This window comes from Burkholderia sp. Ed8, from assembly GCF_040761425.1.
GTDB lineage: Bacteria > Pseudomonadota > Gammaproteobacteria > Burkholderiales > Burkholderiaceae > Burkholderia > Burkholderia seminalis.
In genome coordinates this window covers 585,473-607,935 of sequence record NZ_CP142885.1, presented here as the reverse complement: position 1 = coordinate 607,935, position 22,463 = coordinate 585,473, and the positions used below count along the sequence as shown (strand labels likewise).

19 protein-coding genes and 1 pseudogene are annotated in these 22,463 nt (G+C 68.5%); 14 read left to right on the top strand and 6 right to left on the bottom strand.

Annotated elements, in window-relative coordinates; all coding sequences use genetic code 11:
- Positions 1-151: 151 nt before the first annotated feature.
- Together VXM69_RS02885 and VXM69_RS02880 are read left to right on the top strand one after the other, a co-directional pair.
- The gene (locus tag VXM69_RS02885) at positions 152-484 is read left to right on the top strand and encodes a SymE family type I addiction module toxin (RefSeq protein ID WP_367188961.1); all 333 of its coding nucleotides are present in this window, start codon (positions 152-154) and stop codon (positions 482-484) included.
- Complete coding sequence (locus VXM69_RS02880; RefSeq protein ID WP_034189630.1) at positions 484-804, top strand: XRE family transcriptional regulator; 321 nt, start codon at positions 484-486, stop codon at positions 802-804. Before VXM69_RS02885 ends, VXM69_RS02880 begins: the two co-directional genes overlap by 1 nt.
- A gap of 423 nt (positions 805-1,227) precedes the next feature.
- Here the strand turns inward: VXM69_RS02880 and VXM69_RS02875 are convergent, their stop codons facing one another.
- From VXM69_RS02875 to VXM69_RS02865, 3 genes are all read right to left on the bottom strand, one after another.
- Complete coding sequence (locus tag VXM69_RS02875; RefSeq protein WP_367188960.1) at positions 1,228-2,070, bottom strand: peptidylprolyl isomerase; 843 nt, start codon at positions 2,068-2,070, stop codon at positions 1,228-1,230.
- A 533-nt stretch (positions 2,071-2,603) separates the two neighbouring features.
- On the bottom strand, positions 2,604-3,338 hold the full coding sequence (locus VXM69_RS02870; RefSeq protein ID WP_367188959.1) for a glycosyltransferase family 25 protein: 735 nt from the start codon (positions 3,336-3,338) through the stop codon (positions 2,604-2,606).
- A 71-nt stretch (positions 3,339-3,409) separates the two neighbouring features.
- Complete coding sequence (locus VXM69_RS02865) at positions 3,410-3,724, bottom strand: hypothetical protein (protein ID WP_034189633.1); 315 nt, start codon at positions 3,722-3,724, stop codon at positions 3,410-3,412.
- A gap of 374 nt (positions 3,725-4,098) precedes the next feature.
- On the opposite strand from VXM69_RS02865, the gene VXM69_RS02860 reads away from it, so the two are divergent.
- From VXM69_RS02860 to VXM69_RS02810, 11 genes and pseudogenes are all read left to right on the top strand, one after another.
- Positions 4,099-5,628, top strand: coding sequence for a tetratricopeptide repeat protein (locus VXM69_RS02860; RefSeq protein ID WP_367189219.1), 1,530 nt, complete (start codon positions 4,099-4,101; stop codon positions 5,626-5,628).
- An 81-nt stretch (positions 5,629-5,709) separates the two neighbouring features.
- Positions 5,710-6,564, top strand: a complete 855-nt coding sequence (locus VXM69_RS02855; RefSeq protein ID WP_367188958.1) for a hypothetical protein — start codon at positions 5,710-5,712, stop codon at positions 6,562-6,564.
- Positions 6,565-6,811: 247 nt separating this feature from the next.
- Positions 6,812-7,568: pseudogene (locus tag VXM69_RS02850) on the top strand (IS5 family transposase).
- A 366-nt stretch (positions 7,569-7,934) separates the two neighbouring features.
- The gene (locus VXM69_RS02845; protein ID WP_034189636.1) at positions 7,935-9,323 is read left to right on the top strand and encodes an undecaprenyl-phosphate glucose phosphotransferase; all 1,389 of its coding nucleotides are present in this window, start codon (positions 7,935-7,937) and stop codon (positions 9,321-9,323) included.
- 102 nt (positions 9,324-9,425) lie between these two features.
- A complete protein-coding gene (locus tag VXM69_RS02840) occupies positions 9,426-10,655 on the top strand; it encodes a polysaccharide biosynthesis/export family protein (RefSeq protein WP_367188957.1) in 1,230 nt (409 codons plus the stop codon).
- A complete protein-coding gene (locus VXM69_RS02835) occupies positions 10,652-11,149 on the top strand; it encodes a protein-tyrosine-phosphatase (protein ID WP_034189637.1) in 498 nt (165 codons plus the stop codon). Before VXM69_RS02840 ends, VXM69_RS02835 begins: the two co-directional genes overlap by 4 nt.
- Positions 11,146-13,416 carry a polysaccharide biosynthesis tyrosine autokinase gene (locus VXM69_RS02830; RefSeq protein WP_367188956.1) on the top strand — a complete coding sequence of 757 codons (2,271 nt, stop codon included), beginning with the start codon at positions 11,146-11,148 and terminating at the stop codon, positions 13,414-13,416. The genes VXM69_RS02835 and VXM69_RS02830 overlap by 4 nt, the downstream gene beginning before the upstream one ends.
- Positions 13,413-14,636, top strand: coding sequence for a glycosyltransferase family 4 protein (locus tag VXM69_RS02825; RefSeq protein WP_049028272.1), 1,224 nt, complete (start codon positions 13,413-13,415; stop codon positions 14,634-14,636). The genes VXM69_RS02830 and VXM69_RS02825 overlap by 4 nt, the downstream gene beginning before the upstream one ends.
- Positions 14,633-15,799, top strand: a complete 1,167-nt coding sequence (locus VXM69_RS02820; protein ID WP_367188955.1) for a polysaccharide pyruvyl transferase family protein — start codon at positions 14,633-14,635, stop codon at positions 15,797-15,799. The genes VXM69_RS02825 and VXM69_RS02820 overlap by 4 nt, the downstream gene beginning before the upstream one ends.
- Positions 15,796-17,070 (top strand): oligosaccharide flippase family protein, encoded by a 1,275-nt coding sequence (locus VXM69_RS02815; RefSeq protein WP_301741266.1) that lies wholly within the window; start codon positions 15,796-15,798, stop codon positions 17,068-17,070. Before VXM69_RS02820 ends, VXM69_RS02815 begins: the two co-directional genes overlap by 4 nt.
- A complete protein-coding gene (locus VXM69_RS02810) occupies positions 17,060-18,124 on the top strand; it encodes a hypothetical protein (protein WP_367188954.1) in 1,065 nt (354 codons plus the stop codon). Before VXM69_RS02815 ends, VXM69_RS02810 begins: the two co-directional genes overlap by 11 nt.
- Here VXM69_RS02810 and VXM69_RS02805 read toward each other — a convergent pair whose 3' ends face one another.
- A complete protein-coding gene (locus VXM69_RS02805; protein WP_175027259.1) occupies positions 18,125-19,111 on the bottom strand; it encodes a beta-xylosidase in 987 nt (328 codons plus the stop codon). It lies immediately after the preceding gene.
- Between the two features lie 448 nt (positions 19,112-19,559).
- Between VXM69_RS02805 and VXM69_RS02800 the strand changes: the two genes are divergently transcribed.
- Complete coding sequence (locus tag VXM69_RS02800) at positions 19,560-19,760, top strand: hypothetical protein (RefSeq protein ID WP_141727464.1); 201 nt, start codon at positions 19,560-19,562, stop codon at positions 19,758-19,760.
- Positions 19,761-19,906: 146 nt separating this feature from the next.
- Here VXM69_RS02800 and VXM69_RS02795 read toward each other — a convergent pair whose 3' ends face one another.
- Together VXM69_RS02795 and leuA are read right to left on the bottom strand one after the other, a co-directional pair.
- Entirely contained in the window at positions 19,907-20,311 is a 405-nt protein-coding gene (locus VXM69_RS02795; protein ID WP_034189643.1) for a hypothetical protein, read from the bottom strand.
- A 134-nt stretch (positions 20,312-20,445) separates the two neighbouring features.
- The gene (gene leuA / locus VXM69_RS02790; RefSeq protein WP_367189218.1) at positions 20,446-22,155 is read right to left on the bottom strand and encodes a 2-isopropylmalate synthase; all 1,710 of its coding nucleotides are present in this window, start codon (positions 22,153-22,155) and stop codon (positions 20,446-20,448) included.
- Positions 22,156-22,463: the final 308 nt, after the last annotated feature.

Here is a 22,463-nt window from a genome sequence, read left to right as displayed (position 1 = left end):
GCACGTTTTCGCCTGGACTCCGACATCATTTCGACATGCCAAGCATGTGACGGACTGATCGTTGGCATCCACTGCGTAAACGAGCGCGGCCCGCAGGTGATACAGCACCCACGGGCCGCTGACCACAACCAACTCAACGCAGGAGTTGACCATGGCTGGCGCGCATCATAACGCACCGATGTATTTCCGCGATTGTTTTGTCTCCCCTCAATCGTCTTTCCAATCTGGCCGCGTCGTCCCGCACATCAGGCTGACCGACATGGCGCCGCCCGTCGTGTATCTGTGGACGCAGTTGTCCGGCCGGTGGATCGAGGCTGCCGGCTTCGATCCCGGGCAGCGCCTGCGGATCGAGGTGTCGCACAAGCGGCTGGTGATCACGCCGATCGAAGACGCTGGCTGCACGTCGGATGAACAAGCGGGATGCCCCGATATCGATCGTGGAACCGGGCGGCAGCAACGTTCGGTGATGACGGAGGAAGCGTAATGAACTACGACGCATCGAAGCAGCACACCGACGACGTACCGGACGATTTCGACTACTACGATGTCGGCGAACTGGCAGCCAAGTCCGTACTCGTACTTAAGCTCAACGCATTGATGGCATCGCGCGGCCTGACCGAAGAAGAGGCCGCGGCGCTCGCGGAAATGGCCCGGCCGGTCGTGACCCCCGAGCAGCGCGAGCGGCTCCGCAACGTGACGCTGGATCAACTGATGCTGACGCTCGCCTCGTTCGGCCAGCATGTGGAGATCGTCGTACGGCCTGCGCGGGAAGGCGGGCCGGCGGGGATCACGGTTTCGGTGTGACGGCCATCGGGCGGGCTTGAAGGAGTGTGTGGCGGCCGGAAGCGCCTCGGCGCTCGCATGAGGCAGCGTTAGGAGTAGTGCTATCGAATACATAGCATGACGACGGCCGGGCCCAGCGGCCGACGCCGAAGCGGCTCCGGCACCACACTCGTTCAATTTAACGTGAACGATCGTCACAACCAATCGGACCAGGCTGATTCTTCTCCTGTCGTGGCGGCATCCTCGGCCATGCCATCGGTGGCGCATCCGATCGACTCCAATCCGTCGCTTGAATCCGCCGCCTCCAGTCCACGCGCGCCACGCGCCATCGATCCCCCAAAGCAGACGCGGCGACCGTCCGGTCACGCATCGAAATGACATCGGCCCGCGCTCGAATCGAGCAACGGGCCGACGTATGTGACACATACCCGGAAAGCGGGCCGTTTACTGCTGAATCACCGCCTGCTGCGCCAGCTTGTCCACCAGCGCCGTCATCGCACGCTGCTGCGCCTGTGCTTCGAGCTGCTGACGCAAGACGTTTTTCGCCGCGTCGAAGGTCGGCACGGTCGTCGCACGCTTCTCGTCGAGTTTCACGATCGCGAACGCGTTGCCGATCCGGATCGGGCCCGCGACGGCGCCCGGTTGCAGCGACGTGATCGCCTGCGCGAGCGGCACGGGCAGGCCGCCCGTCTTCCCTTCGGCCACCGGCGTGCGCAACTCGACCCACTGTGCCACGCCGCCGTTCGGCGTCGTGTTGTATCTCTTCGCCACGGCGTCGAACGCGACGCCCTGCTTCAGCTCCGCGACCAGCGCGTTCACGTCGGCCGGATCGGCCACGGCGATCACGTCCGCGCGATATTCGAACTGCGCGGCATTCGCGACGACGTCGTCGTAACGCGCCTTCACCTGCGCATCGGTCACCGCTTGCGGGTGCAGGTTGTCGCGCAGATAGAGATCCGTCGCCGCCACCGTGCGGGCGCGCATCACGACGCGGTTCACTTCCGGCCGGCTGCCGTAGTTGGCCTTTTCAGCCGCCTGCTCGACCAGATGCTGGGCGATCAGTTCACGCTTGGCCTGTGCACGCAGTTCCGGCGTGGCGGCCAGCCCGGTGGTTTCGATCATGCTGTCCACGTCGCTGCGCGCGATGGGTGTGTCGTTGACGACCGCTTCGACGCCCGACGGCAGCGGCGTTTCGGTTTTCGTGCCTGCGGCGCGCGCGACGGGTGCGCCGCAGGCGCATGCGAGTGCGATCAGCGTGGAAACAATGGATATGTGGTGCTTCTTCATGAGGGTTCCTTCATCGAGGGAGGGAGTTGCCGCACGCGATGGCGGTCGGGAGAAAGCGCGGCGGTTTCGCCGCGGGCAACCGAACGGATCGGTGCCGGACAGGCCGCGCGCGAACGATCGCGTCGCGGCCGGACCTGGAACGAGAACCGGTCGGCCCGGTCTCGCATGGGATGGCACAGCGGCCGCCGGCGACGCAACGGCGGCCGTCGGCGCGGAAGACAGAGATGAATGCCCTGCGCTCGCATGTGGCAGCGTTCTCCCAACCTGCGACCCAAATGGGGCAGACGCGACCGAGCCCACCGGTCGCCGCAGGGCATTCACGTCTCGCCATCCGGCTCGGCCCGCTTAGGCTGTATCGTTCGATTCGGGCGCACGCGGAGAAAAATGCGCCGCCCGGCGAACGGGCAGCGCGTCCAACGAAGCGGGGCTTCGGATACGAGGTGTCGGGCGCACACCATGCGACCGCCCGACGTTTGCATTGTCGAAGTTCGGACAGCGTCCGCACAATCAGCCGGGTCCTATTCCGCACGACATCACCGTTGAATCGTCGAGGTCTCGCGCGCATTCATCGTCACGGCGAGCGGCGGGAATGCGGCGACGCTGCGCATCGCGCCGTAGAACTTGTTCATCGCGACGTCGATCCCGTAGTTCGGCAGCGTGCGGCCAAGCCCGTGCGAGAACAGCGTCTCCGGCTGCAGCGGAAAACAATGGTCGAGCAGGAAGCGCGCACCGGCCGGCGAGATCGTATACGCGCAGATCCCGTAGAACTCGAGCAGGTTCATCACGAGCACGGGGCCGCGATCGATACGGAAATCCTCGACGGCCTGCGCGAGCGACGCCTCGTCGAAACGCATCGTCACCGGCGTGCGGCTGTTGAAGATCGAGCCGCGCAGGATCGAATCGAAGTTGTAGCCCCACGCGACGAAGTCGTAACGGCCGGCATGCGCACGCAGGAACCGCATCGCGGTGTCGTCGAAGTCGGGCCTGAAGATCGCGTCGTCTTCAGCGACGGTCACGAGCGCGTCGCCTGCGGCGATCGCGGTCCACAGCCGGTGCGTGGTCATCGCAATGCCGATCGCGCCGCGCGTATAGGGCAAGCCCGGTGCGAACAGCCCGCTTTCCTCGATCGTCGCATCCGACAGCGCGCGCCCGTCGACCGCGTCGACGAACGCAAAATCCAGATTCGGGTTGTTCGCGCGAAATGCGTCGCGACGGCCGCGTTCGTCCTCCAGCGAAATCACGCGCAGCGTGCGGGATACGGTCGGCATGCACGCGTCGGACACCGAGGCGGAATGCCGGGCGGTCGGGCCGGGCCGATCGGTAACGGGTGTCGACATCGTCACCACCCCGTCACGACCGACACGCCGAACACGATACCGAGCACGATGCCGACCGAGCGCCCTTGCAGAATCGGCTTCAACGCCGCGGGCTCGAAAAACGGATCGACCGCTTCGTGCCGGTTGCGCCACGCCGCGAGCAACGGCGGCGCCAGCAACGCCAGCGCCATCAGCAGCGCGGTTGCGCCCATCACGACCGCGCCGGTCGACGTCCAGCGCGTGCCGAACTCGACGACGACATGGACGAGCGCCACCGTCGCCGCACTGGCGATCATGCCCATCACCGTGCCTTTCACCAGATGATCCGCGTCGCTCATGGTTCGTTCTCCCAGTAGGTTGGCGGCCGAACGCCGTCGGCCGGAATACCCCGTATTAAAGGGATGCGCGACGCGAATCTCTGTCAGACGAGTCCGATTGGATAGCCGGACACGCAAAAATAGGACTGGGCCTACACGCACGGCGCGGAAATCCGTCAACGCGATGCAGATTAGGACTGGTCCGATTCAGTTGCCGAAACGGCATGCCTAAAGTGGCAGTCGACACGGAGCCGGTGTCGTCGAGCTTTCTCTCGTCGCCCGGCTCCACGACCGACAACCCGACCGTCCGCATGCCGTCACGCGGACGACTCACCGGAGCGACTTCCATGCAGACCACCTTCCCCGACACGCCGCCCGCCGCCCGCATGCAGCCGATGCCGATCGCCCGCGAGGACATCGTGTCGCCGGCGATGCATGCCGACGACAACGCCGTCGCGACGCTGACGCAGGCACTCATCGATCGCGGCGCCATCGCGGATGCCGTGATTCTCGCCGCGCGGCACTGGCACGCGCACCCCGACTCGGCGCATGCCGCGTTCAACTGCGGCTACGCACTGCAGATCGCCGGGCGCCACGCCGACGCGCTCGCGCCGTATCTGCGCACGTACGAACTGGCGCCCGCGTGGCCGTCGCTGAAGAACAACCTGGCACTGGCGATCCGGCTGACGAACGGCGACCCGGATACCGAATACGCGCTGCTCGAACATGCGCTCGACGACGACCCGAACGACGCGCAGGCATGGACCAATGCGGTCGTCACGCGGCTCGAACGGCTCGATCTCGACGGCGCGCTGGATGCCGCCACGCAGGCGTACGCGCTCGCCCCGGAAAGCCCGCTGGTCGCCAACAACACGGCGACCGTGCTGAAGGAAGCCGGACAGTGGGATGCCGCCGAGGCCTATGCGCGACGCGCCATCGATCTCGCGCCGGACAACGCGGCCTACCGCCACAACCTGTCGCTGCTGCAGCTCGCGCGCGGCGACTTCGCGTCCGGCTGGCGCAACTACGAAGCACGCTGGGACGGCTCCGGCGAACTGCGCGGCCGCCTGCCGGTGTTTGCCGGGCCGCGCTGGCGCGGCGAATCGCTTGCGGGCAAGACCTTGCTCGTCTGGGGCGAACAGGGGCTCGGCGACGTGCTGCAGTTCTGCCGCTACGTGCCGTTGCTCGCGGAGCGCGTGCGACGCGAAGGCGGACGCCTCGTCTGGAACGCGTTCCCGGTGATGGGCGCGCTGCTCGAGCGCAGTCTCGCGCAACACGTCGACGTGTACGACATCGCGATGCAACCCGACGCGCTGCCGGCCTTCGATTTCGAACTGCCGCTGATGAGCATTCCGTGGATGCTCGGTCTCGACGGCGACACGCTCGCCACGCACACGCCCTATCTGCACGCCGACCGGGCCGCGACCGATGCCTGGCGCACGGCGCTCGCCGACGAGACACGCCTGAAAGTCGGCCTCGCATGGACCGGCAGCGTCACGCATGCGCGCAACCGCTACCGCCGCATCGGCCTCGACCGCTACGCCGATGCGTTCGCCGGCCTGCAGGACAAGGTCGCGTTCTATTCGCTGCAGCCCGGCGCGCAGCACGACGTCGAAGCGGCGCGCGCGCGCGGGTTCGCGATGAAGGATTGCACGCACGAATGGAAAACGCTCGACGACACCGCATCCTTCGTCGGCGCGCTCGACCTCGTGATCACGGTCTGCACGTCCGTCGCGCACCTGAGCGGCGCGCTCGGCCGCCCCACGTGGGTGCTGCTCGATGCGAATCCGCACTGGGTCTGGCAGCACGAGCGCCGCGACAGCCCGTTCTATCCCGACGCGTCGCTGTACCGGCAGCCGACGTTCGCCGACTGGGGGCCGGTGCTGAACGAAGCGGCCGACGATCTCCGTGCGCTCGCCGCCTGACGGCGCCGCCCGATTCCACACCGCCGCCGGGCCGACGACGCGCGATCGCCGTCGGGCCCAGCGCGACACCGGAGCCTCGCCATGCACTACAACATCTGCGTCGTCCGGCCGCCGGGCTACGCGCATTCCGGCGCATTCACGGAACTCGCCGAAGTCGTCGCCTACGGACTCGACGATCTCGGCCACACCGTCCATATCAGCGAGAACGCGATGATGCCCGACGCGCGCAATCTGCTGATCGGCTGCCATCTCGCCGATCCCGACGCGACCGCGCACGTGCCCGACGACACGATCGTCATCAACACCGAGCAGATTCACGTCGACGAACAACCGTGGAACGAGACGATTTACCGCTGGGCGTCGCGTTACGAAACCTGGGATTACAGCGAACGCAATCTCGCCAAATTGCACCGCCTCGGTATCGCGCATGCGCACTATCTGAAGCTCGGCTCCCATCCGGCGCTGCGCCGCATTCCGCACGACGTCGAACAGGACATCGACGTGTTGTTCTACGGCACGATCGGGCCGCGACGCGCGGCGATACTCGACGCGCTGCAGGCGCGCGGGCTGAACGTCGGCATCGTCAGCGGCGGCATCTACGGCGCGCCACGCGACGCGGCCATCGCGCGCGCGAAAGTCGTGCTGAACCTGCATCACTATGCGTCGCAGATATTCGAGGTCGTGCGCGTGTTTTATCTGATGACGAACGGCAAGGCCGTCGTCGGGGAAGTGTCGCCTGCCACGGCCCTCGATCCGGACTATGCAGGCGGGTTTCAGGCGGCGCCGTACGACGGACTGGTCGACGCATGCGTCGAGCTGGTTCGCCATCCGGAGCGGCGTCGGGCACTGGAGGCGGCCGCGCTGGAAACGATCGGCCGGCATCCGCAGGCACGCGCGCTCGCACCGCTGCTGCGGGAAGCGGTTGCCGCATCGTGACGGGACGCGTCCGATCGGTCGCGCGTGGCCGCCTTGTCCACACCGTCGGCTGCCATTCCGAAGCGGCGTCAAGCGACTCGCCCATCGGCCCATCCAATTCTTCTTTCACAATCGTTGACAGACAGCTAAGACGCGTCTGATTCCCTGCACCCCGCCCATTCGACACAATGGCTGCGCTGGATGGCTAGGGTCTGTTTACATTCGATGAAATGTGTTTACATCTTGTTTTTTGCACGATCAAGGCAAGATGGTCCGAACATTACTGAGCGACGAGGTATGGGCACGAATCGAGTATGTCCTGCCAGGCAAGGAAGGCGACCCGGGGCGAACGGCAGCCGACAATCGGTGGTTTGTCGAGGCCGTTCTCTGGATCGGCCGCACGGGTTGTCCGTGGCGCGACTTGCCGAAGGAATTCGGCCGATGGCATACGGTGTACATGCGCTTCTCCCGGTGGCGTCGCAAAGGCGTGTGGGAACGCGTGGCACATGCGGTATCCGACGAGACGGAAATCAAACGCGTGCTGATCGACTCGACCATCGTGCGAGCACACCAGCATTCGGCAGGCGCCCGAAAAAAGCGGCCCGCAAGCGCTCGGCCGCTCACGAGGAGGATTGACGACCAAGTTGCATCTGGCCGTTGATGAAGCCGGGCGGCCGCTGCGAATGATTGTCACGCAAGGACAGGTCTCGGACATTTCGTGTGCGCACGAATTGGTCGAGCATCTGCGCACGGGCGCCGTGATTGCTGACAAAGGTTACGACTCGGACGCCTTCGTGAACACCATCCGCGCTACGCGCGCGAAGGCCGTTATCCCGCCGCGTTCGAATCGAAAGACCAAACGTCGGTACAGCCGCGTGCTGTATCGAACTCGGAACATCGTCGAACGCTTCTTCAATCGCATCAAACATTTTCGTCGTGTCTCCACTCGTTACGACAAGCTCGCCGGTAACTATCTCGCCTTCGCGGTGCTTGCTTGCGCCTTTGGACCGCTGGTGAGAATGTGAACAGGACCTAACACGCCGTCACCCGGCAAGTAATGCGAATTTCGTTGCGATTGGCGTCGTCGTTTTTTCGTTCTCGAATCGATTTTTTTTGTACGGAGTGCGTATCGATTTATCGTCGATCACCTTCCGCATCGATCAGACGCCATGGGCGAAAACCGCTTTACATCGGGCGCGCGCCGGTGATTCCCGGTCACGAACAGCTCGATTTTTCGTACATGTCCCATGGTTTCGGGACAAGACGGCACCTAGACTCGTCTTCCTCTCCGGATACGTCGGCAGTTGGCCCGCCGAGCAGCGTCCCGTGACCGGGCAGACGAGACGGCGCCCCATCGCGCCTAGCGGATCAGGTTGGAAGGGAAGAGAAACATGAATGGCAGGCAGCCCACAGGCAGCGAAATCACCGTGTGCGCGGTAGACGTCGCCGCGATCGTCGCGATCGCGGCCTGGGCGCATACCGGTTCGTTCCGCGATCTCGCATCGATCCGCGTCGAATCGATCCTGGTCGGCGTCAGCGCGCTGCTCGCGGCGTTCCTGCTTCGCCTCACCGGCGCCGGCATGGACGGCCGGCGCCTGCCTGCCACACGCGCCGCATTGCGCTCGCTCGCGCTGTGGTTGGTCGTGCAGGGCTTCGTGTTCGTGAAGATGATCGCGCTGACGACGCTCACGGCCGTGTTGCTGCACTGGTTCTTCGACTGGACGATCGGCGTCGCGATCGCGCTCGTGGTGTTCCGCATCGCCCTGAGCGTCGCGCGGCGGCGCAGCCTGCGCGCGACGGTCGCGCCGTGCCGCGTCGCGATCGTCGGCGACGGTGCGCGCATCGAGCGCCTGGCCGCCACGCTGCGGGCGAATGCCGCGCCGCAGTATCGACTCGTCGGCGCATACCTGACCTCGGGCGACATGCCGGAGCTCGACGGCGACGCACGCATTCTGGACACGCTGCCGTCGTTCTCCGCCTGCGTGCGGCGTGCACAGGCGGAAGAAGTCTGGATCGCGCTCGCGATCGAGGACGACGCGGTCGAGCCCGTGATCGACGAGTTCCGCAACGATTTCGTCGAATTGCGCCTGATGCCCGATGTCAGCAAGCACGCGCTGTTCGGCAGCCGCATCGACGAGATTCTCGGCGAGCCGGCGATCTCGCTGGCCGCACCGCCGCTGTCCCGCGGCGCCCGGTGGACCAAGGCGATCTTCGATCGTGCGTTCGCGGCGGTGGTGTTGATTCTGCTGATGCCGTTGCTGCTCGCGATCGCCGCCGCGATCAAGCTGAGTTCGCCGGGCCCGGTGCTGTTCACGCAGAAACGGCGCGGCAGCGACGGCGGCACGTTCGACATCTACAAGTTCCGCACGATGCGCGCGCATGCCGAATCGCCCGGCACCGTCGTGCAGGCGACGCGCAACGACCCGCGCGTGACGAAGGTCGGCGCGTTCCTGCGCCGCACGAGCCTCGACGAGCTGCCGCAGTTCATCAACGTGCTGTTCGGCGACATGTCGGTGGTCGGCCCGCGCCCGCATGCGGTGGAACACGACGCGCAGTACCGCACGCTGGTCGACGGCTACATCCATCGCTACCGGATCAAGCCCGGCATTACCGGCTGGGCGCAGGTGAACGGATTGCGCGGCGCGACCGAGCGGGTCGAAAGCATGCAGTCGCGCGTCGATTACGACCTGTACTACCTGCGCAACTGGTCGTTCGCACTCGACCTGCGAATCATCGCGGCGACGGTGCTCAAGGGGATCGTGCATCCCAATGCGTACTGAGCGGCCACGCCGCCCGGGGCGGCATCGCGGCCGCCGATTGATGTGACTGCGGCGCAGTGCCGACGCCACGGCCGCGCTGCGCGGCGCTCCTGGAAGGAACCCATGACCAATCCGATCGTACCGGCGGCCGTACGCCGCCTTGCCGCGCCCATGCTCGCCCTGACGGCCTGCGTGTGGCTGTCCGGATGCGCGCTGGCGCCCGGCATGAAGATGAGCCCGTCGTATCTCGGCTGGCTGGCGGACGACCCGCACCCCGCGCCCGCCTCCGCCGACGGCCCACGCGAAACCCGCGACGGCTCCGGCGGTGCGCCCGCCGCGCCGCAACCGCCGGGCGCTGCCTCCGGCGCGATGCCGCCCGTCGTCACGATCGACCCGGCGCTGATCGCGCGCCAGCATGCGGCGCACGAAGCGGCGGCCGCGTCGCTGGCGGCGCTCGCCGGCGCGCGCGCACCGGCCTACCGGATCGGCCCGGGCGACGTGCTGCAGATCACCGTCTGGGATCATCCGGAACTCGCGGCCGCGCAGGGCGGCACGCCGCAGACGCCGTCTCGCGCCGCCGATCCCGTCGCGGGTTTCGTCGTCGACGATCGCGGCAACCTGACGTTTCCGTATGCGGGCACGCTGAAGGTGGCCGGTTCGACGGCCGCCGAGGCACAGGCGAGCGTGCGGCGCGCCCTGGCGTCGGTCTACCGCGATCCGCAGGTGACGCTGCGCGTCGCGTCGTTCCGTTCGCAGCAGGTCTACATCGACGGCGAAGTCCACACGCCCGGTGCGCAGCCCGTCAACGACGTGCCGATGACGCTCGCCAGCGCGATCGCCCGCGCGGGCGGCTTCACGCCCGCCGCCGACCAGAGCGACGTGACGATCGTACGCGGCGGCATACCGGTTCGCATCAGCCTGACCGGCCTGCTCGAACGGCGCACCGATCCGTCCGGCATCGTGCTGCGCGACGGCGACCTGCTGCGCGTCAATGCGCGCGACGACAACGGCGTCTACGTGATGGGCGAAGTGAACCGGCCCATGCTCGCGCTGCCGAAGCGCAACGGCCGCCTGACGCTCAGCGACGCGCTGCTGCAGGCCGGCAGCATCAACTCGAACACGGCCGACGCCGCGCAGATGTTCGTGATCCGCGGCGCGCACAGCCGCGCGCCGACGATCTTCCATCTCGACGCGCGCTCGCCGGTCGCGATGGTGCTTGCGAACCAGTTCGAACTGGAGCCGAAGGACATCGTCTACGTCGACGGCAACGGGCTCGTCCGCTTCAGCCGCGTGCTGAGCCTGCTGCTGCCGAGCGTCAACACGGGCGTCGCCGCCGGGATCGCCGCGAAATGAGCGCGCGCCCGTTCCTGCTCGTCGTATGCGAAGGCAACCTCTGCCGCAGCCCGCTCGCGGCCGCGCTGCTCGCGGCGCGGTTGCCGCAGGCCGACGTGGAATCCGCCGGCCTCGCACCGCCGCCGCGCCGCCCGGCCGACCCGCTCGCGTGTGACATGGCCGAAGCGCGCGGCCTGACGCTCGACACCCACGCCGCCCGCCCCGTGACGACCGCGCTGTGCACGCGCGCCGACCTGATTCTCGCGATGGACGACGGCCAACGCCGCGTGCTCGAGGCGCGCCACCCGTTCCTGCGCGGGCGCGTGTTCCGGCTCGGCGAATACGCGCGTGCGTCGGACGACGCGCGTCCCGGGCTCGACATCCCCGATCCGTATCGCGGCACGCGCGCGGATTTCATCCGTTGCGCGGCGCTGATCGATCTCGCCGTTGCCGGCTGGCTGCCGCGCCTCGCCGCGCGCTGGCCGGCCCACCCCGTTTCCGTCTCCCGGTCATGAACACGCCCTCTTCCTCCGAACGCGAGATCGACCTGGTCCGCGTGCTCGACGTCCTGCGCCATGCGCGCTGGACCGTCGCGTCGATCGTCGCGGCCTGCGTCGCCGCCGGCGCGCTCTATGCGTTCGTCGCGCCGCCCACCTATCAGGCCGACCTGATGATCCAGGCCGACGATGCGAGCGACGCCGCATCGAAGAACCTGCTCGGCGACGCCGCGTCGTTCTTCAACGTCGGCTCGCCCGCGTCAGCCGAAGCGCAGATCCTGTCGTCGCGGCTCGTCGTCACGCGCGCGGTGGAAGACCTGCGCGCCTACATCGTCGCGAAACCGTCGCGCGTGCCCGTGATCGGCGCGTTCGTCGCGCGTTTCAACGACGGCGCGGTGTCGCCCGGCCTGCTCGGCTTCGGCGGCTATGCATGGGGCCAGGAGCGCGTGGACGTCGCGCGCTTCGACGTGCCGACGCGCGCCGAAGGCGACACGTTCCACGTCGTGCGGCTCGACGCCACGCGCTACCGGCTGACCGGCGCCGACCTGACGGCCGACGCCGTCGGCCGCGTCGGCCGCGCGGAAACCTTCGCGACGCGCTACGGCCCGCTGCAGATCGAGATCACCGGTTTCGACGCGCTGCCCGGCACCCGCTTCAGGCTGGTCCGGCATTCGCGCGCGGAAACGATCGACACGCTGCGCACCGCGCTCGACGTGCAGGAGAAGGTCAAGCAGTCGGGCGTGCTGGTCGCGTCGCTGCGCGGCGACGACCCGGCCGACCTCAGCGCGACGCTGAACGCGGTGGCGAACCGCTACGTCGAGCAGAACATCGCGCGCCGTTCCGCCGAAGCGGCGCAGTCGCTGACGTTCCTGAACGGACAGTTGCCGATCGTGAAGCAGCAGCTCGAACGGGCGGAAACGCATTACGCGTCGCTGCGCAGCCGCACCGGCTCGGTCGATCTCGCCGAGGAAGGCAAGCTCGCGCTCCAGCAAGGCGCGGACCTGCAGACGCGCGCCCTCGAACTGCGGCAGAAGCGCGACGAACTTTCGCGCCGCTTCCTGCCCACCCACCCCGACATGGCCGCGCTCGACGCGCAGCTCGCGACGCTCAGGCGCCAGCAAGGCGCACTCGACAGCCGCATCGCGCACCTGCCCGCGCAGCAGGCCGAGGAAGTGCGCGCGCAGCTCGACGTGAAGGTCAACACCGACCTGTACACCGCGCTGCTGAACAACATCCAGCAGCTCGAACTCGTGCAGGCCGGCCGCACGGCCAGCGTCCGCGTGGTCGACGCGGCCGTCGCACCGGCCGATCCCGTCCGGCCGAACCGGCCGGTCGTGATCGCGGCGGCCGCGCTGGCCGGCCTCGCGCTCGGCATGCTCGCCGCGTTCGCGCGCGAGTTCCTGTACGGCGGCCTCACGGCCGTCGACGAGATCGAACGCCACACGTCGCTGCCGGTGCGCGCGGTACTGCCCGCCGCCGCGCGCCAGCGCCGCCTGATCCGCGCGGTCGAACGGCGCGACGCGGGGTTGCACGTGCTGGCCTACGACGATCCGGACGAACCCGCGATCGAAGGGCTGCGCAGCCTGCAGACCGCGCTGCACTTCTCGCTGGCCGACGTCCCGCATCCGCTCGTGCTGGTCACCGGACCCGCGCCCGGCACCGGCAAGTCGTTCGTGTCGGTCAACCTCGCAGCCGTGCATGCGGCGAACGGCCAGCGCGTGCTGCTGATCGACGGCGACCTGCGCAAGGGCTATCTGCATCAGTACTTCGGCCTCGAACGCGGCGCCGGTTTCGCGGAACTGCTCGACGGTCGCGCCCGCGCGGACGACGTCGTCCGCCGCGGCGTCGCGCCGAACCTCGACTTCCTGCCGACCGGCGAACTGCCGGCCGCGCCGATCGCGCTGCTGCAGCACGCCGGCACCGGCGCGCGGCTCGCGTCGCTGCGCGAGCGCTACGACCTCGTGATCGTCGATGCCGCGCCGCTGCTCGCGGTCGCCGACGCGACCTGGCTCGACACGCACGCGGACGCGACCCTGCTCGTCGCCCGCGCGGGGTCGACCCGCGCCGGCGAACTGGTCGAGTCCGCGCGACGGCTGCCGCAACGGCCCGCCGGCTCGCTGGGCGTGGTGCTGAACGGCCTCGATCCGCGCTCGGGCGCGTCCGCGTTCGGCTCGAAATACGGCAGCTATCGCTACGAGGCCTATCGCTACACGTGCGGGACGCGCTGCACGTATCCGGCCCGTCTGCGCGCGGCCCTTCAACGCCTGCTCCGGAGGTCCGCATGACCGACATCGAACTTGCCCCGCCGCCCGCCACGCACACGGCCGCCCGCCCCACATCGAACCTGGCCGCGCCCGCAGCCCGCGCCGCACGGCCGACGCGCATCGCGCTGGTCGTCGAAGCAGCCGGCGGCGGCGTCGCCGTGCACCTGAACGACCTGATCGCAGGCCTGCGGACACGCCCGGGCGTCGAGATTCATCTGATCGCCCCGCTCGGCGAACGCTTCGACGAAACCATGCTGTCCGCCGCCGCCGCGCAATGTCACGCGTTCCACCGGCTGCCGCTGCAACGCGCGGTCGGCCTGCACGACCTGCGCGGCGCACTGGCGTTGCGGCGGTTGCTGCGCAAGCTGCGGCCCGACATCGTGCACAGCCACAGCTCGAAAGCCGGCGCGCTCGCGCGGCTGTGTCGCGGGCCGTGGAAGCAGGTCTACACGCCGCACGCGGTCTATACGCTGAACCCGGCGCTGTCGCCTGCGAAGCGCGCGTTCTACGGCGGCATCGAGCGCGTGCTCGGCAATGCCTGCTCGGACGCGGTGATCGCGGTGTCGCAGGACGAGGCCGATCACCTGCAAGCACTCGGCATTGCGCACCAACGGATTCGCGTCGTCGAGAACGGCGTCACGCCGCCGCGGCTGCTCGCGAGCCAAGCCGCGCGCATCGCGCTCGGGCTCGCCGACGACACGTTCGTCGTCGGCTTCGTCGGCCGTTTCGATCATCAGAAGGGCGTCGACCGCCTCGTGCGCATTGCACGCGCGCTGGACCGGCGCCACGGCCGCCGCGTGCAGGTCGTCGCGATCGGGTCCGGCGATTTCGCCCGCGCGGCGGGCGACGAGGCGCGCGACCTGCCGCTGAACCTGTACGTCGCGGGCCGCGTCGACGACGCGCGCCGCTACTTCGCCGCATTCGACCTGCTCGCGCTGCCGAGCCGCTACGAAGGCTTTCCGTACGTCTGCCTCGAAGCCGTCGCCGCGCATGTGCCGATGGTCGCGACCCAGGTCGCGGGCGCGGCCGAACTGATCGCCGCGCACCACGTCGGCCTTACCGTGCCGAACGACGACGATCCGACCGTGTTCGCCGCGGCGGTCAGCCGGCTGGTCGAGCACCCGGCCGCATTCCGCATGATGCGCGATCGCTGCGCGCAAGCGTCCCCGCATTTCTCGGCCGACGCGATGGTCGACCGCACGCTCGCCGTCTATCGCGCGCTTCTCCAGGAACACGCATGATGAAACGCTCCGTTCACGTCGTGCTGCTGCACGCCTACAGCGCACGCAACTCCGGCGACGGACTGCTCGTCGACCTGTCGGTCGCACTGCTGCGCGAGGCGTTCGGCCCCGACACGCAGGTCTCGATCGTCGCGGCCGATCCCGCGTCGTTCCCCGGCTACCCGGACGTGCATCCGGCGCCGGTGCTCGCGGCCGGCGGCGCCGGCCGCCTGATCGGCGCGGCGATGGCCGCGCTGCCCGTCGGCGCGAACCCGGCGCTCGCCGGGCTGCGTGCGCTGCTGCGTCGTGCGGACCTGATCGTCGGCGTCGGCGGCGGCTATCTGCGCGCGCGCAACGCGGTCGAAGCGCTCAAGCTCGAGGCCGGGCATCTCGTGCAGATGCGCGCGGCCCGCGCGGCGGGCAAGCCGGCCGTCTATCTGCCGCAGAGCATCGGGCCGGCTGCCGGCAGTCCGGTGCTCGCCGCGCACCTGACGTCGCTGCTCGCGGGCTTCGACGCCGTGTTCGTGCGCGACGACCGCTCGGCCGAGCTGCTCGCCGCCAATGCGAACACGCGCCGCGCCCCCGATCTCGCGGTGCTCGAACTCGCGCACCGGGCGAACGACCTGCGGATGCGCACGCATGCAGCCGCGTCGACGCCCGCCCACGTCGCATTCGTGCTGCGACGCCCGCCGGCGTGGAGCGACGCGCAACGCGCGCGCTATCTCGCGGCGACCGACGCGCTGATCGAGCGGCTCGGTACGCTCTGCCGCATCACGTTCGCGGTGCAGAGCACCGGTCGCGGCAACGACGACGCCGCGTACTACCGTGAACGCGGATTCGACGCCACGCGCACGCTGAAGGACGTGCTCGCCGACGACACCCCCGACGCGGTCGTGTCGGTGCGTCTGCACGGTGCGCTCGAAGCGATCCTGCACGGCGTGCCCGCGTACCACCTGAGCTACGAGCGCAAGGGTTTCGGCGCGTACGCGGATCTCGGCGTCGGCCACTGGGTCGCGAACGCGGCCGATTTCGACGCGGGCGCGGTGTGCGACACGCTGCTCGCGCCCCATGCACTGAGCCGCTTCTGGATGCAGGCCGACGCCGGGCTCGCCCGTCTCGCGCGCGAACGCGGAAAGATCGTCGCCGCACTGCGCGATGCGCTCGACCGCGAGGCAACGCGATGAGCGCCGCATGGTTGCGCCTCACGCTGCGCGTCGGCGCGCTCGGGCTGAAGTTCATGCTGACGATCGTCGTCGCGCGCACGCTCGGCTTCGATGCGGTGGCCGCTTACGGTTTCGCGCTCGCGATGTCGGTCGTCGCGTCGAAGGTGCTGGGGCTCGGCTTCAGCACCGAGATCAACCGCCGGCTGGCCGGCCCCGATCCGCACGACGCGGTGCGGACCTGCGTGCGCCTGTCCGTGCTGTACGCCGGGGTCTACGCGTTACTCTGCGGCGTGGCCACGCTGCCGATCGCCGCGCCCGGCGCGCTGCGCGACGTCCCGCTCCTGCTCGTCGCGCTCGTGGCGTGCGCCGAGCATGCCGCGCTCGAAGTCAATACGTGGCTGTTCTCGCTGCATCGCGCGCGCGCCGCATCCTGGCTGCTGTTCGTCCGCACGGGTGCATGGGCCGGCGTCGCGATCGGCGCGCTGACGCTGCGCGCGATCGCGTCGGTCGAGGATCTGTTCGCGATCTGGATCGCCGCCGACGTGCTGGTCGTGGCGATCGGCTGGATCCTGATCGCCGGCGCCGCGCGCCGCTTGCCGGCCATGCCCGCGCTGTCGGCGACGCGCGTGCGGCTCGCCCCGGTGTGGCGCGACGGTGTGCCGTTTTTCGTCGCGCTGCTGCTGCTGTCGGTGTTGCAGTATCTCGAGCGCTTCGTCGCGTCCGCGCAGCTCGATGCGAACGCGCTCGGCCACTATGTGTTCGTCTGGTCGATCGCCAATGCGATCCAGACGGTCGCGTCGGCGACCGTCGTCGCCGTCGCCGCGCCACGCGTCGTGCGCGTGCTCGACAGCGTGCACGCGGCCGCGCCCGCGTTCCGCGCCGAGCTCGCACGGGCCCTGCGTGCGTCGCTCCTGCTGACCGGCGCCACCGCGCTCGCGATCGCGCTCGCCCACCCGTGGCTCTTCCGGCTTGCGCACGGCGGCGACGATGCGCGGTCGACCGTGCTCCTGCTGATCCTGCTGCCGTCGTTCGTCCTGCGTGCTGCCGCCGACGTGCTGTGGGCGGCGGCAGTCGCGCTGCGTGCGGGGCGCACGGTCGCATGCGTGATCGCCGCGCTGACGGTTGCATGCGTGCCGATGTCGATCGCACTGGTCCAAAGCGAACATGAGCTCGGCGCGGCCTGCGCCCATCTGGTTGCGAGCATCGCGGTAACGGCGTGGCTCGCGTGGATCGTCACGTCGCGCCTGCCCGCCGTGCGCGGCAAGCGCACTCGAGCCGGCCATGCTGCGTAACGTCATCCGAAGCGCGATCCGCAGCGGGCCGCTGCTGAGTCCCGGCCTGCGCGACGCGATCGCGGCGCTCGTCGCGTTGCTGTACGTGGGCGTCTACGCGAATGCACGCGCGCTGCTGCCGGAATTCATCTTCCGCGATGCGGACAAGATCCAGACCCAGATCGGCGGCAGCTCGACCTACGACGGCTCGTCGTTCGACGCGGTCGGCAAGCTGTACCAGGCGCTCGGCAGCGCGGGCACCGCCGTGTTCGTCGTCGCGCTCGGCGTCGCGACGATCTGGATCGCGCTGCGCGAGACGCGCCGGCTCGGCGGGCTCGTCATCTATCTCGCGCTGATCGCGCCGTGCCTGTTCTTCAACCTGTTCGTCGCGAGCAAGGATACGATCGTCGCCGCGATGTCGATCGCCGTGCTCGCCGTCGCGCGCCTGCGCGGCACGGCGCGGCGGATGCTGATCGTTGCCGTGCTGTATCTCGCCTACGCGGCGACGATCCGCAGCTACTTCGCGCTGATTCTCGCGATCGCGTTCGCGGCGTGGGTATTCCGGCGCGTGTCCATGCTGCCGAGGGTGGCCGGCGCGCTGCTGCTCGTCGCGGTGCTGGTCGCGCTGCCGAACGGCGTTTATACGCTGCTCCAGCAACCGCGCGACCTCGCGGTCGACTATCTCGTCTATTCGTCGCCGTTCGGCGCGCGCACGAGTTTCTACAATCCGCTGCCGCCCGATTCCTTCGTGCATTTCGTCGGCAATTACGCGTATTCGGTCGTCCGGCTCAACCTGCCGGTGTTTTTCTCGTTCGATCCGAAGGGCTGGGCGATGCAGGCGCTGATCGCGCTGTTTCTCTGCGCCGCGTGGCGCCGCCTGCCGGTGCGGCGCATCGACGGCCACGCGATCGCACCCGCACGCGACGGCGAGTTGCTGGCTTGCGTGGTGCTCGGCCATGTCGCGGTGTCGATGCTGTTCGAGCCCGATCTCGGCAGCTACCTGCGGCACCTGTCGAGCGTCGCGCTGCTGGCCGTCGCGCTGTGGTTGGTCCGCACGGGACCGAGGTCGCCCTGATTACCGGGGAAGCGGCGCCGTGCGCAGCGCGGCACGCAATGCGTCGAGCGCCGGCTTCGGCGACCGGTCCGCATGCACGACGCCGTAGGCGCGTTGCGCCGCGTCGCCGGCGCTTGCGGTATCGGCCCACTCGTAAACCGAAATCAGCGGCGTATGCAGTTCGCCGCGCGCATCGAGCAGCGCGCGCAGGCGATGCGCCTGCCGCTGCTCGCCATCGCCGCCCGTCGACGCCGCGCCGACTTCGGTCACGATGGCCGGCAGCCCATAGCGCGTGTCGATGTCGCGCGCGGCCGTGCGAATCTGCGCGGGCGTCATCCCGTACGCGTGGTACGACACAGCGTCCAGACAGCCCGGTGCGGCCGCATGCACGCCCGCCAGCAAGCGGTCCGGCACGCTGCCCGGCAGCGGCGCGCGCGCGAACCCGAAGCCGACGACCGGCACGCCCGGCGCCGCGTCGGCCAGCGCGCGGCACAAGGCTACGGCGAATGGTGGAAAGGTCCGCGCGACATCGCCGGTCGGCCAGTAGCGCGCGAGGTCGGGTTCGTTCCAGAGTTCGACGGCGATCAGGTCGTGCCGATGCCGCGCGGCCAGCGCCGCGATCGCATCGGCCATCCGGCGGCCCGCGAGCGCGAGCGCGTCCGTCTTCGTTTTCGCGTCGTGCGCCGGCACGAGCGGACCCAGCGCGCGCACGGTCAACAGCACCGGCAGGCCCGCGGAACGTGCGGCCGCGAACGCCTCGTCGAGTTGCGCCCGATAAGCCGCCTGATCCAGACGTTCGGCCCACGCGCCGAAGCGGACGAACGCGAAGCCGGTGTCGCGAATGTTGCGCGCATCGTCGCGCGTCAACGACTGGATCTTGACCTGCACGCCGACGCGCGGCTCACCGCCCGACGCGCCAGGCCAGCGCGCCGTATCAGCGGCACCGGCCGCAGCCGCCAGCATGCAGCCGGCGGCGGCGATCGCCAGCTTGCGAATTCGATTGGACATCGCGGACAAGGCCCCCCTTCTGTCATGGAACGCGCACGAGCCGCGTCGATCGGCGCCGGTCACAATACGAAGAATATGGCGACGGTGACGCATATCGCGATGATCAGCAGACCCATGCAAGGATTCCCTCAAATCCCGACAGCATCGCCTGTGTCGCGCATGTGGGCAATCGGACCGGTCTTAGCCGCGCCACCAGGAAAACGTGGGCGGCCGGGCGCGATGGGCGCGCTCAGCGTTGGTAGGTTTGGGCTTGATCGGATTGCGGCGCAACTGTCATTTCATCGACGGTCAACGCGCGGGATGCCCTGATTGATGACCGGGTCCCGGAAAACGTCGTCTTGCCGGCACGATCACGCTTTCATCGGTAAGCACGTCCCTGAGCGCGTATGTGCCGTTACCTGTCCGCTCACCGAAACTCGTCGACGCGAATGCGCGTCCGGAAGATTGCATGCGGGAAGCAGAATACGCGGACACCGGCGAGCGCGGATCGCCGCCGCAACAATGCTCCGTGACATCACCCGGCAGCCCGTTCATCGTGTCGAAGGTCGCGCAATGGATCAGAAAGCGCCCTTCCTGCCGGTTCGTGCGCAAGCGCCGCGAGCGCGGCGACGATTTCGTTCGCTTCCCTATTTCGGCAACGGCGAAATAGGGAAAACCGAAAAGCCGGCTTGACGAGGGAAAGCTGCCGAGCAATAGAGCGACGCAGCCGAACGGCATCCCGTCGACGGCCGCATCACATTCACCTGCACACTTCTCGATGCACGACCGGCCGTCAGCGTCGGCCCGGCGCCCGGCTCACGGCCGCGAGAACACCATCACGCGCCCGTTGACACGCTGGAGCTTGAGCCAGCCCATGTCGGCCGTGAAACGCAGCTGCTGCAACGTGAAGTCGAACGACGCATGCTCGGCGGCGCTCACGACCGCGTTGGCGATCCAGCGGATCAGCGCCTTGCCTTCCTCGGTCGTCACGCTGCCGTTCTGGACGCCGTAGAAATAGCGATTCCCGGCGTTAACCTCGTTCTGCAACTGCATCCAGTGCCCCGGCAATCCCGGCAAGGTCCTGAACAGGTCGGCGACCCGCTGCGTCGTGAGCCCGCGCGCCCACAGCGCGCCGTTCGCGGCCGGCCGCGCCAGGTTGTGGCGGTCCGCCGCCTGGGCCTGCCCCTTGATATCGCCCCGCAGGGCATCTTCTTTCGACATGACACATTCCTCGTGGTGATGGGCGCGATAAAACGGACCCGCGCGCCGCTTGCACGATACGCTCGTTATGTGAAGTCATCGCCTGTCAGGTTTGTCAGGCCTGCGTCACACCGGCGCACCCATCACCGCTCGACTTACGCCACGGCCTTCACCGCGCGCGCCACGTCAAAGAACGTCGCCTGCACCGCCTCGTCCGCGCGCGCATACGCGCGGTTGATGCCGCTGATCACCGCGCGGATCGACGCGGTCGTCAGGTTCGCATCGATGCCGACGCCGAACGCGCTGCCGCGCACGCCCGTGCCGGCCAGCTCGGCGATCGCGATCGCCTTCGCATCGGCGCCCTGCGACAGCGCGCGCTCCTCATAGTGCTGGATCCGCAGCGGCGTGCGCAGCGCGTGCATCAGCGCGTCGAGCGGGCCGTTGCCTTCGCCGCGCAGCACGCGGCGCTCGCCGTGCACGTCCGCGGTCAGCACGATCGTCTCGCGGCCGTCGCGCTCGGTCAGCTCATGGCCGACATAACGCAGCGGCGCATCGCCCGCCACATACTCCTGCTGGAACAGCGACCAGATCTGCGCGCTCGTCACCTCGTGGCCGCTGTCGTCGGTCAAGCGCTGCACGGCCGCGCTGAAGTCGACCTGCAGACGGCGCGGCAACGCGACGCCATAGCCCTGTTCGAGCAGGTACGCGATACCGCCCTTGCCCGACTGGCTGTTCACGCGAATGATCGAATCGTAGGTGCGGCCGAGATCGCTCGGATCGATCGGCAGGTACGGCATTTCCCACACGGCGTCGGGTTTCTGCACGGCAAAGCCCTTCTTGATCGCGTCCTGATGCGAGCCGGAGAACGCGGTGAACACGAGATCGCCGACATACGGATGACGCGGATGGATCGGCAATTGCGTGCATTCTTCCGACGTGCGCGCGACTTCGTTGATCTGCGAGAAGTCGAGGCCCGAGTCGACGCCCTGCGTGTACAGGTTCAGCGCGAGCGTCACGAGATCGACGTTGCCGGTGCGCTCGCCGTTGCCGAACAGGCAGCCCTCGATGCGGTCGGCGCCGGCCATCACCGCGAGTTCGGCCGCCGCGACCGCGGTCCCGCGATCGTTGTGCGGATGCACCGACAGGATCAGCGCATCACGACGCGCGAGGTTGCGGTGCATCCACTCGATCTGGTCCGCGTAGAAGTTCGGCGTGCCGACTTCGACGGTCGCCGGCAGGTTCACGATCGCCTTGTGCTCGGGCGTCGGCTGCCACACGTCGAAGACGGCATCGCAGACTTCCTTCGCGAAGTCGAGTTCGGTGGCCGTGAAGGTTTCGGGGCTGTATTGCAGCGTGAACCGCGTGTCGGTCGCCGCGTCGGCGCAGCGCTTGATCGTGCGCGCCGCGTTCACCGCGAGTTGCTTCACGCCGTCGCGCTCGAGGCCGAACACGATCTTGCGGAATTCCGGCGCGGTTGCGTTGTACAGGTGCACGATCGCGCGCTTCGCGCCGCGCAGCGACTCGAACGTGCGCTCGATCAGGTCGTCGCGCGCCTGCGTGAGCACCTCGATCGTCACGTCGTCGGGAATGTGGCCGCCCTCGATCAGCTCGCGCACGAAGTTGAAATCGGTTTCCGACGCCGACGGGAACGCGACCTCGATTTCCTTGAAGCCGATCGCGACCAGCGTCTTGAACATCCGCATCTTGCGCGCGGCGTCCATCGGCTCGAACAGCGCCTGGTTGCCGTCGCGCAGGTCGGTGCTCATCCAGATCGGCGCGTGCGTGATCGTGCGCGACGGCCACGTGCGGTCCGGCAGGTTGACGGGCGTAAACGGTCGGTACTTCGTCGCGGGGTTCTTCAGCATCATGATGTTCGGTCCTCGGTCGGTATGTCGGGAAACCGCGTCGCGGCGGCCCTCGGCGGGTGTGGCCGGCTGCGCGCGCAGCGGTGACAGCGATGAAACGGCACAACGGCAAAGCGGTACGGCGAACGACGGCCTTGGCGGTTGAGCGACCGGGACGGAGCGGAGCGATACGGAAAAAAGACGAACTCAGGCGCCGGTCGACAACCGGGGCCAGGTCGGTGATACGGGGGAAATCTGGCGCTTCAGGACAGAAGCAGACGGAAAGCGCGCAGCCGCAGACCCAGCCCGGAGAAACGGGCTAGTAGTCG

Bases quoted from the DNA above. Each gene is read 5' to 3' on its own strand.
- leuA (WP_367189218.1), bottom strand. From the start codon at position 22,155: ATGCTGAAGAACCCCGCGACGAAGTACCGACCGTTTACGCCCGTCAAC.
- VXM69_RS02835 (WP_034189637.1), top strand. From the start codon at position 10,652: ATGAGCGCGCGCCCGTTCCTGCTCGTCGTATGCGAAGGCAACCTCTGC.
- VXM69_RS02795 (WP_034189643.1), bottom strand. From the start codon at position 20,311: ATGTCGAAAGAAGATGCCCTGCGGGGCGATATCAAGGGGCAGGCCCAG.
- VXM69_RS02800 (WP_141727464.1), top strand. From the start codon at position 19,560: ATGCGGGAAGCAGAATACGCGGACACCGGCGAGCGCGGATCGCCGCCG.
- VXM69_RS02830 (WP_367188956.1), top strand. From the start codon at position 11,146: ATGAACACGCCCTCTTCCTCCGAACGCGAGATCGACCTGGTCCGCGTG.
- VXM69_RS02865 (WP_034189633.1), bottom strand. From the start codon at position 3,724: ATGAGCGACGCGGATCATCTGGTGAAAGGCACGGTGATGGGCATGATC.
- VXM69_RS02805 (WP_175027259.1), bottom strand. From the start codon at position 19,111: ATGTCCAATCGAATTCGCAAGCTGGCGATCGCCGCCGCCGGCTGCATG.
- VXM69_RS02880 (WP_034189630.1), top strand. From the start codon at position 484: ATGAACTACGACGCATCGAAGCAGCACACCGACGACGTACCGGACGAT.
- VXM69_RS02815 (WP_301741266.1), top strand. From the start codon at position 15,796: ATGAGCGCCGCATGGTTGCGCCTCACGCTGCGCGTCGGCGCGCTCGGG.
- VXM69_RS02870 (WP_367188959.1), bottom strand. From the start codon at position 3,338: ATGCCGACCGTATCCCGCACGCTGCGCGTGATTTCGCTGGAGGACGAA.
- VXM69_RS02845 (WP_034189636.1), top strand. From the start codon at position 7,935: ATGAATGGCAGGCAGCCCACAGGCAGCGAAATCACCGTGTGCGCGGTA.
- VXM69_RS02840 (WP_367188957.1), top strand. From the start codon at position 9,426: ATGACCAATCCGATCGTACCGGCGGCCGTACGCCGCCTTGCCGCGCCC.
- VXM69_RS02810 (WP_367188954.1), top strand. From the start codon at position 17,060: ATGCTGCGTAACGTCATCCGAAGCGCGATCCGCAGCGGGCCGCTGCTG.
- VXM69_RS02825 (WP_049028272.1), top strand. From the start codon at position 13,413: ATGACCGACATCGAACTTGCCCCGCCGCCCGCCACGCACACGGCCGCC.
- VXM69_RS02860 (WP_367189219.1), top strand. From the start codon at position 4,099: ATGCCGATCGCCCGCGAGGACATCGTGTCGCCGGCGATGCATGCCGAC.
- VXM69_RS02875 (WP_367188960.1), bottom strand. From the start codon at position 2,070: ATGAAGAAGCACCACATATCCATTGTTTCCACGCTGATCGCACTCGCA.
- VXM69_RS02820 (WP_367188955.1), top strand. From the start codon at position 14,633: ATGATGAAACGCTCCGTTCACGTCGTGCTGCTGCACGCCTACAGCGCA.
- VXM69_RS02855 (WP_367188958.1), top strand. From the start codon at position 5,710: ATGCACTACAACATCTGCGTCGTCCGGCCGCCGGGCTACGCGCATTCC.
- VXM69_RS02885 (WP_367188961.1), top strand. From the start codon at position 152: ATGGCTGGCGCGCATCATAACGCACCGATGTATTTCCGCGATTGTTTT.